11 protein-coding genes and 1 tRNA gene are annotated in these 12,208 nt (G+C 70.9%); 6 read left to right on the plus strand and 6 right to left on the minus strand.

The window, feature by feature from the left end:
• Positions 1–26: 26 nt before the first annotated feature.
• On the minus strand, positions 27–1,592 hold the full coding sequence (locus ABZV94_RS11830) for a metallophosphoesterase family protein (protein ID WP_356339828.1): 1,566 nt from the start codon (positions 1,590–1,592) through the stop codon (positions 27–29).
• A 165-nt stretch (positions 1,593–1,757) separates the two neighbouring features.
• Here ABZV94_RS11830 and ABZV94_RS11835 point away from each other — a divergent pair, with 165 nt between their 5' ends.
• Positions 1,758–2,015: a hypothetical protein gene (locus tag ABZV94_RS11835; RefSeq protein WP_356339830.1), complete on the plus strand. Its 258-nt coding sequence runs from the start codon at positions 1,758–1,760 to the stop codon at positions 2,013–2,015.
• A gap of 64 nt (positions 2,016–2,079) precedes the next feature.
• A complete protein-coding gene (gene glmS, locus ABZV94_RS11840; RefSeq protein WP_356339832.1) occupies positions 2,080–3,897 on the plus strand; it encodes a glutamine--fructose-6-phosphate transaminase (isomerizing) in 1,818 nt (605 codons plus the stop codon).
• A gap of 64 nt (positions 3,898–3,961) precedes the next feature.
• Here the strand turns inward: glmS and ABZV94_RS11845 are convergent, their stop codons facing one another.
• Both ABZV94_RS11845 and ABZV94_RS11850 read right to left on the minus strand, forming a co-directional pair.
• A complete protein-coding gene (locus ABZV94_RS11845) occupies positions 3,962–4,516 on the minus strand; it encodes a hypothetical protein (protein ID WP_356339834.1) in 555 nt (184 codons plus the stop codon).
• 137 nt (positions 4,517–4,653) lie between these two features.
• Entirely contained in the window at positions 4,654–5,181 is a 528-nt protein-coding gene (locus ABZV94_RS11850) for a universal stress protein (RefSeq protein ID WP_356339836.1), read from the minus strand.
• Between the two features lie 326 nt (positions 5,182–5,507).
• Between ABZV94_RS11850 and ABZV94_RS11855 the strand changes: the two genes are divergently transcribed.
• From ABZV94_RS11855 to ABZV94_RS11870, 4 genes are all read left to right on the plus strand, one after another.
• A complete protein-coding gene (locus tag ABZV94_RS11855) occupies positions 5,508–5,777 on the plus strand; it encodes a hypothetical protein (protein WP_356339837.1) in 270 nt (89 codons plus the stop codon).
• Positions 5,778–6,155: 378 nt separating this feature from the next.
• Complete coding sequence (locus ABZV94_RS11860; protein WP_356339839.1) at positions 6,156–7,373, plus strand: helix-turn-helix domain-containing protein; 1,218 nt, start codon at positions 6,156–6,158, stop codon at positions 7,371–7,373.
• Positions 7,374–7,488: 115 nt separating this feature from the next.
• Positions 7,489–8,091: an oligoribonuclease gene (orn, locus tag ABZV94_RS11865; RefSeq protein ID WP_356339841.1), complete on the plus strand. Its 603-nt coding sequence runs from the start codon at positions 7,489–7,491 to the stop codon at positions 8,089–8,091.
• A gap of 104 nt (positions 8,092–8,195) precedes the next feature.
• A tRNA-His gene (locus ABZV94_RS11870) sits at positions 8,196–8,268 on the plus strand.
• Positions 8,269–8,386: 118 nt separating this feature from the next.
• Here ABZV94_RS11870 and ABZV94_RS11875 read toward each other — a convergent pair.
• The 3 genes from ABZV94_RS11875 to ABZV94_RS11885 form a co-directional block, all read right to left on the minus strand.
• Positions 8,387–9,442, minus strand: a complete 1,056-nt coding sequence (locus ABZV94_RS11875) for a LacI family DNA-binding transcriptional regulator (RefSeq protein WP_356339843.1) — start codon at positions 9,440–9,442, stop codon at positions 8,387–8,389.
• Between the two features lie 128 nt (positions 9,443–9,570).
• Positions 9,571–11,013 carry a GH1 family beta-glucosidase gene (locus ABZV94_RS11880; protein ID WP_356339845.1) on the minus strand — a complete coding sequence of 481 codons (1,443 nt, stop codon included), beginning with the start codon at positions 11,011–11,013 and terminating at the stop codon, positions 9,571–9,573.
• A 262-nt stretch (positions 11,014–11,275) separates the two neighbouring features.
• Positions 11,276–12,196: a carbohydrate ABC transporter permease gene (locus ABZV94_RS11885; protein WP_356339847.1), complete on the minus strand. Its 921-nt coding sequence runs from the start codon at positions 12,194–12,196 to the stop codon at positions 11,276–11,278.
• Positions 12,197–12,208 lie beyond the last annotated feature (12 nt).

Raw genomic sequence — 12,208 nt, forward strand, 5'->3', positions numbered from 1 at the left:
GTGCGGACCGCCCGCGAGGCGGAGGCCTACTTGGCCTTGCGGGACACCGTGAAGTGGTCGATGCGGTCGCCGGTCTCGGCGATGCCCGACACCGTCAGCGTGGTCTGCCGCCCCTTCGGCGCGGGCGCGACGTCCACGCGCAGGAAGGAGTAGTTGAGGTAGCGCACCCGGGACCAGGCGACGGTCTCGTTGACCTTGCCGTCCTTGGTGTTGACGAACGAGGCCACGGAGTCGGTCTCGTGCTCGTGCCCCTCGTAGGAGTCCGGGGCGGAGAAGGCGTACAGGCTGCGGCCCGCCGCGCCCGCGGTGACGTAGACCACACCGTCGGTCTCGGGGTAGGCCGTGCCGCCGATCGGCAGCTTCCTGGTGACCTTGCCCGCCTTGATGACGTCGGTGCGCTCGTACTGGTGGTTGTGGCCGTTGATGACCAGGTCCACCGTGTACTTCTCGAACAGCGGCACCCACTCCTGGCGCACACCCCCCTCCGAGGCGTGCGCGGTGGAGGTGCAGTAGGCGCAGTGGTGGAAGAAGACGACGATGAAGTCGACGTCCTTCGAGGCGCGGAACTTCTTCAGCTGGCCTTCCAGCCACGTGGTCTGGGTTCCGCCGGATATGCCCAGGTTCGCCGGGATCTCGAAGGAGACGTCGTTGGCGTCGAGCGAGATGACCGCCGTGTTGCCGTAGACGAAGGAGTAGACGCCCGGCAGGTTCTTCTTGTCGGGGCCGTTGTCCGGGAGGGTCCAGCGGGCCTCCTCGCCGCCGTAGCCGTTGGGCGAGTACCAGGCCTCCATGTCGTGGTTGCCGTACGCGGGCATCCACGGGACCTGCTTGGCGACCGACTCGGTCTGGGCGAGGAAGGAGTCCCAGGTGCGCGAGTCGAAGCCGGTGTCGGCGGTCTTGCCGGCGCCGGCCGGGTCGGCGTAGGCGATGTCGCCGGCGTGCAGGTGGAAGGCCGGGTTCTGGCCGAGCAGCAGGCTGTTGTTGGCCAGGCCGTGGTAGCCGACGCCCTCGTCGCCGAAGGCGGTGAAGGTGAACGGCGCCTTGTGCGCGGGGGCGGTGGTGAACGTGCCCACCGTGCCCAGCAGGTGCGGCTCGGCCGGGTCGAAGCCCTGGTGGCCGACGCCGTAGTAGTAGGTCTTGCCGGGGCGCAGGTGGGTCAGCTTGGCGTGCAGGTAGTACTGGGTGTGGTCGCCGCTCGCGCCGACACCGGCCGGGGTGTGGAGGGTGCGGACCTCGGCCTCGATCCTGCGCGAGAGGTCCCAGGGGTGGGCGCCGATGCGGATGAACGGCTTCTTGACGGCGACCGGGACCTGCCAGGAGACGGTGATCTCGGTGCGCGGGTCGTTGCCGTAGGCGAGGTGGCGGCCGAAGGGGGCGACGAGGGCGCCGTCGACGTGCTGCGTGGCGGGGGCCGTCCGCTGGGTGGGCACGGCCGCCTGGGCGGTGGCGCCCGGCACGAACGCGCCACCCGCGACGGCGCCCAGCGTGACCGCGCCGCCCCTGATCATGGTGCGCCGCGAGAATCTGGCGCGCAGGTACTCATGCTGCTCGGCCATGCTCATGCGCGCGGCCAGCTTCTCGGGTACTCCCATACGAGGAATGTCCATGGCGTCTGAAACTCGTCCGTTCGGGCAACGAGTCGCAGGACGCGGGGTGGACAGCTCGCGAACAGAGCCCCATAAGAGTTTCAACAGCCGCTTGCCCGGAATCGGGCACGATTCTTGCGAAACCGGCGCCGGTACTCCAGGATCTACCGGGTGCACGACGAACTTGTTGATCACCTGACGCGGTCCACGCCCCTCAGCCGGGGCGAGGCGCTGCGCGTGGTCCAGGACGTGCTCGCCTACTTCGACGAGACGACACAGGACTTCGTCCGTCGCCGCCACCGCGAACTCCAGGCCCAGGGCCTGGTGAACGCGGAGATCTTCGAACGGATCGGGGCGGACCTGAAGTACCGGGCGGTGGCGCCGCCGGAGCTGACGCTCAGGCAGCTGCGCCGCATGGTCTACGGCTGAAACCAGCCGGAACCCCCGGCCGGCGACAGCCCGGCCCAGTGACAGCCAAGGGATACCTCTCTATATGTGCGGAATTGTCGGATACATCGGGAAGCGTGACGTCGCTCCTCTCCTCCTGGAGGGCCTCCAGCGGCTGGAGTACCGCGGCTACGACTCCGCGGGCATCGTCGTCACCTCCCCGAAGACGCCCGGCCTGAAGATGGTCAAGGCCAAGGGCCGGGTGCGCGACCTGGAGGCCAAGGTCCCGGCGCGCTTCAAGGGCACCACCGGCATCGCCCACACCCGCTGGGCCACCCACGGCGCCCCGTCCGACGTGAACGCCCACCCGCACATGTCGGCCGACAGCAAGGTCGCCGTCGTCCACAACGGCATCATCGACAACGCCGCCGACCTGCGCCGCAAGCTGGAGGCCGACGGCGTCGAGTTCCTCTCCGAGACCGACACCGAGGTCCTCACCCACCTGATCGCCCGCGCGCAGGCCGAGAAGCTGGAGGACAAGGTCCGCGAGGCCCTGCGGGTGGTCGAGGGCACGTACGGCATCGCGGTCATGCACGCCGACTTCTCCGACCGCATCGTGGTGGCCCGCAACGGCTCCCCGGTCGTCCTCGGCATCGGCGAGAAGGAGATGTTCGTCGCATCGGACATCGCCGCCCTGGTCGCCCACACCCGGCAGATAGTGACGCTGGACGACGGCGAGATGGCCACCCTCAAGGCCGACGACTTCCGCACGTACACCACCGAGGGCACCCGCACCTCGGCCGAGCCGACCACCGTGGAGTGGGAGGCGGCGTCGTACGACATGGGCGGCCACGACACCTACATGCACAAGGAGATCCACGAGCAGGCCGACGCCGTGGACCGCGTGCTGCGCGGCCGCATCGACGACCGGTTCTCCACCGTGCACCTCGGCGGCCTCAACCTGGACGCCCGCGAGGCCCGGCAGATCCGCCGCGTGAAGATCCTCGGCTGCGGCACCTCGTACCACGCGGGCATGATCGGCGCCCAGATGATCGAGGAGCTGGCCCGCATCCCCGCCGACGCCGAGCCCGCCTCCGAGTTCCGCTACCGCAACGCGGTCGTGGACCCCGACACCCTGTACATCGCGGTCTCCCAGTCCGGTGAGACGTACGACGTGCTGGCCGCCGTGCAGGAACTGAAGCGCAAGGGCGCACGGGTCCTCGGTGTGGTCAACGTCGTCGGCTCCGCGATCGCCCGCGAGGCCGACGGCGGCATCTACGTCCACGCGGGCCCCGAGGTCTGCGTGGTCTCCACGAAGTGCTTCACCAACACCACGGTCGCCTTCGCGCTGCTCGCCCTGCACCTCGGCCGCACCCGCGACCTGTCGGTCCGCGACGGCAAGCGGATCATCGAGGGCCTGCGCAAGCTGCCGCAGCAGATCACCGAGATCCTGGACCAGGAGGAGGAGATCAAGAAGCTGGCGGAGAGCTACGCCGACGCCCGCTCGATGCTCTTCATCGGCCGCGTCCGGGGCTACCCGGTGGCCCGCGAGGCCTCCCTGAAGCTCAAGGAGGTCTCCTACATCCACGCCGAGGCCTACCCCGCCTCCGAGCTGAAGCACGGCCCGCTGGCCCTCATCGAGCCGGCCCTCCCCACGGTCGCGATCGTTCCCGACGACGACCTGCTGGAGAAGAACCGCGCGGCGCTGGAGGAGATCAAGGCCCGCGAGGGCAAGATCCTGGCGGTGGCCCACCAGCACCAGGAGAAGGCGGACGAGACGATCATCGTCCCGAAGAACGAGGACGAGCTGGACCCGATCCTGATGGGCATCCCGCTCCAGCTCCTCGCCTACCACACGGCGAAGGCCCTGGGCCGGGACATAGACAAGCCCCGCAACCTCGCCAAGTCGGTGACGGTGGAGTAGCGGACAGAACGGACCCCCACGTGTGCCACCTTGCACGTGGGGGTCCTTTCCGTGCTGCTCGATCTCAGCCGGCGGCCGTCACCCCCCGGCCCGCAGCACGCCCCGGAAGGGCCGTCGGCCAGTGGGCGAGCGCCGCCGTCGCCGCGTACCAGGCCACCGCCCCCGAGGCGACGGCCACCCACCCCCCGACCTTCGCGAGAGCGGAACTGTCGGCGAAGGCCGCCACGGCCAGCACCACCATCGCCAGGAACAGCAGCCCGTGCACGAGCTGACCGAGGGTGTCCCCGCCGGCGACGGTCAGCGTGAGGGCGACCAGGGCGAACAGCAGCAGGAACAGCCCGGCCGCGTTGGCCGAGCCGTGGTCCGACACGGCCCAGGTGAACCACAGGGCGCCGAGGGCGACGGAGCCGACGCCGAAGGCGCCGTCGCGCAGGGCCAGCAGGCCGACGAGGAAGAGGGCGACCCCGCCCACGTAGTGGGCCACGGTCACGGCGTCGGAGGCACCCACGCCGTCGATGACGCCGGTCGTGCCGAGCCCGAATGCCAACAAGGTGATCGCCAGGGCCAGTCGGCCGACCACGGCGGTGCTCACGCTTCCCGCAGAGACGTCGTTGTCCACGGCGGGCTCCCTTCATGCATGTGCAGTTGTGCGGTGACCGGTATATGCCCTTCACAAGGGCACAAACACCTTTTACGCGTGAGTAGTTCAGGTGTGCACAAAGGGATGTGACGAGGCGTGAGATCCCGCGGGGGCGCCTACGGGATGACGATCACGGGCCGCTGCGCCCGCTTGGCGAGCCGTCCCGCGACCGAGCCGAAGATCCGGCCGACGATGCCGTGCGTGGAGCCGACCACGATCGCGTCGGCCTCGTACTCACGGCCGACCTCTTCGAGTTCATGACAGATGTCCCCGCCCCGCTCGACCAGGATCCACGGGACCTCGGACAGGTAGTCGGCACAGGCCAGCTCCAGCCCCAGGACCTCCGTGCGGTGGTCCGGCACGTCCACGAAGACGGGCGGCTCGCAGCCGGCCCACACCGTGGTGGGCAGCCGGTTGGCGACATGCACGATGATCAGACCGGAACGGGAACGGTGGGCCATGCCGATCGCGTACGCGAGGGCGCGCTCACTGGAGGTGGAGCCGTCGAAGCCGACGACCACTCCGTGCCGGAAGGCGGGGTCGCAGGACGGGCGTGACTCCGCCGCCGCCAGGGGATCGGCCGCCGTCGGGTCGGCGACCGGCCGCTTGCGGTCCGCGGGTTCGGAGAATTCGTGACCGGCCATGGCTGTCTCGGCGTTGTGATCCTTTATGGATGGGACGACAGTGTGCGGCGGAAGCGTGCTGCGGAGCTGTGTCCGGGAAACATCTTCCCAAGCCCATACCCCCAAGGGTACGGCGGCACGCCTCCTGAGCCCAGATCCCGCGCACGCTCCGTGAGCGGCCCCCGACGTCCGCAGGGGTTCACCGGAGCATGCACGAGCCGCGCCCGTAACGCAATGGTTGCTGCCCCGTACAGGCGGTTTGCACAGGATTCACAGATGCGCGTTCGGTGACCGACCGGTCGGACGGACGTTGAACGGGGATGAGCCACCGCCACAGGGAGTACGAGATGCCCGGAGACCGACCCCGCCGCGACCCGCGCCCCGCGCCGGACAGCGCGGGCGATGTGATCCGCTGGGCCGCCTTCAGCTGCGTGCTCGTGCCCGTGGTCCTCCTCTGGTACGGCACCTCTCTGGCCGGCGCCGCCGGCACCGCGCTGGGCCTCGCCGCGGTCACGGCGGCCTGCCGGGTGCTGCTGCGCCGCTCCGAGCGGTGCGCCGCGCGTTGCGCCGCGCAAAGAGGCGGACGTCACACCCGGGAGCGGACACCGGTCGACTGACCTGTTTCCGCACCTGCGAGCGCTGCTTTTCAGCCAACTTCTGGATATCGACCAGGAGGGGTCCGAACCACCCTCCAACCCCCGTTCCACCTGCACGGAAAGGGCCTACGGGCCGCTGTGCACCCTACGCGGTTTGGCCACTGCGACAAGGCGCACTTCCCTGCACGCCTCGCGAGTGCAACGCTTCGTGATCGAATGCTTCACGCCAAGTTGTCATGTCGACAATGTGCCGCGTGTGGAACTGGTCACCGCACGACCGCGGGAGCCAGTAGATTCGATCTTGACTGTCTTACGGCGGGGGACTCGTGCAGGACCGAGGGGAAACGTGCAGGAGCGACACAACCGAGGAGCCGCGACCACCGAGGGGGGCTTAGCAGTATGAGCCACGACTCCACTGCCTCGCCGGACGCCGCAGCCCGGAAACTGTCCGGGCGACGCCGCAAGGAGATCGTCGCGGTGCTGCTGTTCAGCGGCGGCCCCATCTTCGAGAGTTCCATTCCGCTGTCGGTGTTCGGGATCGACCGCCAGGACGCCGGCGTGCCGCGCTACCGCCTTCTGGTGTGTGCCGGCGAGGAAGGCCCGCTGCGGACCACAGGGGGCCTGGAACTCACCGCACCGCATGGGCTGGAGGCGATCTCACGCGCCGGGACGGTCGTCGTACCGGCCTGGCGTTCGATCACCTCGCCGCCGCCGGAGGAAGCACTGGACGCGCTGCGCCGCGCGCACGAGGAGGGCGCCCGCATCGTCGGACTGTGCACGGGCGCGTTCGTGCTCGCCGCCGCCGGACTGCTGGACGGCCGCCCGGCGACCACGCACTGGATGTACGCGCCGACACTGGCCAAGCGCTATCCGTCGGTGCACGTCGATCCGCGCGAGCTGTTCGTCGACGACGGCGACGTGCTCACCAGCGCGGGTACGGCGGCCGGAATCGATCTCTGTCTCCACATCGTGCGGACGGACCACGGCAACGAGGCGGCCGGCGCGCTCGCCCGGCGCCTGGTGGTACCGCCGCGCCGGTCGGGCGGCCAGGAGCGCTATCTCGACCGGTCTTTACCGGAGGAGATCGGCGCCGACCCGCTCGCCGAGGTCGTCGCCTGGGCGCTGGAACACCTCCACGAGCAGTTCGACGTGGAGACCCTGGCGGCACGCGCCTACATGAGCCGCCGTACGTTCGACCGCCGGTTCCGCTCGCTGACGGGCAGCGCGCCGTTGCAGTGGCTCATCACGCAGCGCGTGCTCCAGGCCCAGCGGCTGCTGGAGACGTCGGACTACTCCGTGGACGAGGTGGCGGGCCGGTGCGGGTTCCGCTCGCCGGTGGCCCTGCGCGGCCACTTCCGCCGGCAGCTCGGCTCGTCCCCCGCCGCCTACCGGGCCGCCTACCGGGCCCGCCGGCCGCAGGGCGACAAGCCGGGTGAGGCGGAAGCGGCCGTGCCGCCGCCCGGCCAGCAGGGCGCGCCCACGGGCCTGCCCGGCTCCGGCCCGGTGAACCCGGCGCCCCTGCTCCACGAGCACCGGGACAGCGGGGTCCCCCTCCAGAGCCGCCGCGCCGCGGCGGGCGCGGTGGGCCTGCTGCCGGGTCCGCGCAGCGGGAACTGAGCGCGACGGTAAGGGGGCGGGATCATCCCGCCCCCTTCCTCGCATCCCGGACGGCGGCGCTTCCCGCGGAGCACAGGGGGCACGCAAAAGCTCAGGCCCGCTTTAGGGTGGTCGCATGAACGATCGCATGGTGTGGATCGACTGCGAGATGACCGGCCTCTCGCTGTCCGACGACGCTCTCATCGAGGTGGCCGCCCTCGTCACCGACTCCGAGCTGAACGTACTCGGCGAGGGGGTGGACATCGTCATCCGCCCGCCGGACCGGGCGCTGGAGACGATGCCGGAGGTGGTGCGTCAGATGCACACCGCGTCCGGGCTGCTCGCCGAGCTGGAGAACGGCACGACGCTGGAGGACGCCGAGGCGCAGGTGCTGGCGTATGTGAAGGAGTACGTGAAGGAGCCCGGCAAGGCCCCGCTGTGCGGCAACTCGGTCGGCACCGACCGCGGGTTCCTCCTGAGGGACATGCCGACCCTGGAGGACTACCTCCACTACCGGATCGTCGACGTCTCCTCGGTCAAGGAGCTGGCCCGCCGCTGGTACCCGCGGGCCTATTTCAACAGTCCGGAGAAGAACGGCAACCACCGGGCCCTCGCCGACATCCGCGAGTCGATCGCCGAGCTGCGCTACTACCGCGAGGCGATCTTCGTGCCGCGGCCCGGACCGGATTCCGACACCGCCAAGGCGATCGCCGCCAAGCACGTCCTGCCCGCTCGGTAGCCGCCACCGGGGCCGCGCGAAAACCTGTGCGCGAGCACCCCTTCGGACCCTGTAGACTTCTTCTCGGCCGGTCGGGGAGAACACTCCTCGAACAGCCGGTCGTGGTGGGTGTAGCTCAGCTGGTAGAGCACCTGGTTGTGGTCCAGGATGTCGCGGGTTCGAGTCCCGTCACTCACCCTGAGTAATCAGCCGGTGACTCCGTCGTAGGACGGGTCACCGGCTGTTTCGTTGTCCGGACCCGCCCGTGCCGGCGTCCCGCACCGGCCGGGGCCGCGCGTCCGGCCGGTGCGGGACGTCACGACGACGCCCGGACCACCAGTTCCGTCGGCAGGACCGCCTGGTGGCGGTCCGGGCCACGGGACGCCGCCGGGCGGCGGTCGGCGATCTCCGTGAGCAGGAGGTCGATCATCGCGCGGCCCATCTCCTCGATGGGCTGGCGGACGCTGGTGAGCGGCGGATCCATGTGCCGGGCGATGGCGGAGTCGTCGTAGCCGACCAGCGCGACGTCGTCGGGGATGCGGCGGCCCGCCTCGCGCAGCACCTGCCGGGCTCCGGCCGCCATCACGTCCGAGCCGGCGAAGACGGCGTCCAGGTCGGGGTGGCGGGAGAGCAGGGTCGTCATCGCCCGGCGCCCGCCCTCGTCGGTGAAGTCACCCGGCTCGATGAGGAGTTCGTCCACCGGGTGGCCCGCGTCCCGCAGGGCGTCCCGGTAGCCGTCGACGCGGCGCTGGGCGCCGTAGACGTCCAGGCGGCCGGTGATGTGCGCGATCCGGTGCCGGCCCCGGCCCAGCAGGTGCTCCACCGCCGAGCGGGCGCCGCCGTAGTTGTCGGAGTCCACCGAGGGCAGCGACTCGGCCGCGGAGCGGGGGCCGCTGATCACGGCCGGGATCTCCAGCTGGGCGAGCAGGTCCGGCAGCGGGTCGTCGGCGTGGACGGAGACCAGCAGGACCCCGTCGACGCGATGGGCCGCCAGGTACTGGGCCAGACGCTGCCGCTCGCGGTCGCTGCCGGCGAAGATCAGCAGCAACTGCATCTCGGTGTCGGAGAGTTCCGCGCCGACCCCGCGCAGCATGTCGGAGAAGTACGGCTCGGCGAAGAACCGGGTCTCCGGCTCGGGGACGACCAGCGCGACGGCGTCGGTGCGGTTGGCGGCGAGGGCGCGGGCGGCGGTGTTGGGCACGTAGCCGAGTTCGGCGACGGCCGCCTCCACCGCGGCGCGGGTGGCGTCGCTGACCCGGGGCGAGCCGTTGATCACCCGGGAGACGGTGCCCCGCCCGACCCCGGCCCGGGCGGCGACCTCTTCCAGGGTCGGCCGCCGGCCGCCCCGGCCTCTCCCACCGTTGCCTGCCATGGTCGCCGCCTTCCGTTCACCACCGTTCAGGCCAGGAATGTAACAGCCGTGACCGGGGCGCCTCCGCTTCCGTCCACGGCGGCGGGCACGGCCGGTGCCTGCCGGCCGTACCCGCCGCGTCGCGTCGGTCAGGCGGGCAGGGCGTTGTTCCGGATCACGTCGGCGTACCAGTGAGCGCTGGCCTTGGGGATGCGCCGCTGGGTGGCGTAGTCGACGTAGACGGCCCCGAAGCGCTTCGAATAGCCGTAGGACCACTCGAAGTTGTCCAGCAGCGACCACAGGAAGTAGCCGCGCACGTCGGCGCCGTCGGCGATGGCGCGGCGGACGGCGTCCAGGTGGGAGTGGAGATAGGCGATCCGCTGCGGGTCGTTGACCCGCCCCTCCGGGGAGACGTAGTCGTCGAAGGCGGCGCCGTTCTCGGTGACCATCAGCGGCAGCTCGGGATGCGAGGCCGCCAGCCCGGTCAGCAGAGTGTGCAGCCCGCTGGCGTCGATGGCCCAGTTCATGGCGGTCAGGTCGTCGTTGGCGAGGTGGAAGGCGACGTGCTCGGAGCCGGTCCACGGGGAGTGGGCGCTGGCGCCGTGGCCGTCGTTGCGGGTGCTGGCGGTTCCGTCGGCGGGCAGGGAGACCACGGTCGGCGAGTAGTAGTTCACGCCGAGCACGTCGATGGGCCGGGAGATCTCCGCCAGGTCCCCGTCGTGCACCAGCTGTCCCCAGTCGACCAGGTGCGCGGTGTCGGCCAGCAGGTCCTCGGGGTAGGCGCCGTCCAGCAGGGGGCCGGTGAAGACCCGGTTGCCGACCGCGTCGATGCGGCGCGCGGCCTCGGCGTCCTCGGGGCTGTCGGTGAGCGGGCGCACCTGGTGCAGGTTCAGGGTGATCGAGGTCTGCGCGGACGACGGCAGGACGGCGCGCAGCGCGCCGACGGCCTGGCCGTGGGCCAGGTTCAGGTGGTGCGCGGCGCGCAGGGTGGCGGCCGGGTCGGTCCGCCCCGGCGCATGCACACCGGAGCCGTAGCCCAGGAACGCCGAGCACCACGGTTCGTTGAGGGTGGTCCACACGCCGACCCGGTCGCCGAGGGCGCGGGCCATGATGTCGGCGTAGTCGGCGAAGCGATGGGCGGTGTCGCGGTGCGGCCAGCCGCCGACGTCCTCCAGCTCCTGGGGCAGGTCCCAGTGGTAGAGGGTGGCGACGGGGGTGATGCCGGCCTCCAGGAGCGCGTCGGTGAGGCGGCGGTAGAAGTCCAGGCCGCGCTCGACCGCGGGTCCGCGGCCGGTGGGCTGGACCCGGGACCAGGAGACGGAGAAGCGGTAGGCCTTGAGGCCGAGTTCCTTCATCAGGGCGACGTCGTCGCGGTACCGGTGGTAGTGGTCGGCGGCGATGTCACCGGTGTCGCCGTTGCGCACCTTGCCGGGGGTGTGGCTGAAGGTGTCCCAGATGGAGGGGGTGCGGCCGTCCTCGGCGGCGGCGCCCTCCACCTGGTAGGCGGCGGTGGCGGCACCCCAGACGAAGCCGGTCGGGAAGGAGGTGTCCGAGGCCGGCTGGGCCGTGGTCTCGGGTCGTACGGCGGTCATGTGGAAACGCTCCCAAAGGGGGGTGAGAAACGGACGTCGGACGGCGGTCCGGCGGTGCGGGAGTGAGGCAGTGGCGGAAGGGGGCGGGCGGGGTGCGCGAGCGCGCCCCGGTGGGGCGTCCGGCCCGGTACGGTCCGCCGCGGGGCGGGCTGTGCGGGCGTACCGGACCGGACACGAGGACGGGGCCGGCGGGACGCGGCGCGCGCCGGCCACGGGGCGGGGCCGGCGCCGTGACGGCCGGCCCCGCGGCACCGACGGGGGCTCAGCCCTTGACGGCGCCCGCCATGATCCCTCCGACGATCTGCTTGCCGAAGATGACGAAGACCAGCAGCAGCGGCAGGGTGCTGATCAGCGCACCGGCCATGACGATGCTCTGGTCGGGGGTGTAGGAGGCGCTGAGCTGGCCGAGCGCCACCTGGATGGTGGGGTTCTCCTGGTTCAGCGCGAGGAAGGGCCAGAAGAAGTCGTTCCACGCCTGGACGAAGGTGAGCATGCCCAGCACCATCATCGCGGGCCGGGCCACGGGCAGCACCACGCTCCACACGATGCGGAAGTTGCTCGCCCCGTCGACCTTGGCCGCCTCGATCAGCTCGTACGGCAGGGCCTCGATCAGGTACTGGCGCATGAAGAAGACGCCGAAGGCGCCGACCAGGGTCGGGAAGATCACCGACTCCAGCTTTCCGCCCCACCCGATGTCCGACATCATCATGAACAGCGGGACGACGCTGAGCTGGGGCGGGATCGTCAGCGTGGCGATGACCGCGGTCATCAGCACACCGCGGCCGCGGAAGCGCATCTTGGCGAAGGCGTAGCCGGCGAGGGTGCAGAAGAACAGGGTGGCGACGGTGATGCAGCCGGCCACGATCACGCTGTTGACGATGGCCTTGCCCAGGTGGGCCTGGTCCCAGGCCGCCTGGAGGTTGCTCCACAGTCGGCCGCCCGGCAGGAGCGGCGGGGGCGTGTCCAGGACCCGCTGCTGGTCGTGCGAGGCGGCCACCAGGGTCCAGTACAGCGGGAAGATCGAGCCGAGGCCGACGACGACGAGGGCGACGTAGGTGAACGGACCGCCTCTGAGCTGCTGGCCGGCTCCCATCTTGAAGCGGCCACGGCCCTTTCCGGAGGCGGTGGGAAGCGGTGCCGGGGCGAGGTCCGGCGCGGTGGTGGTGGGACTGGTCGTGGTCATCGATGTCGCTCC

It is taken from the genome of Streptomyces sp. NPDC004658 (assembly GCF_040609555.1).
Lineage (GTDB): Bacteria > Actinomycetota > Actinomycetes > Streptomycetales > Streptomycetaceae > Streptomyces.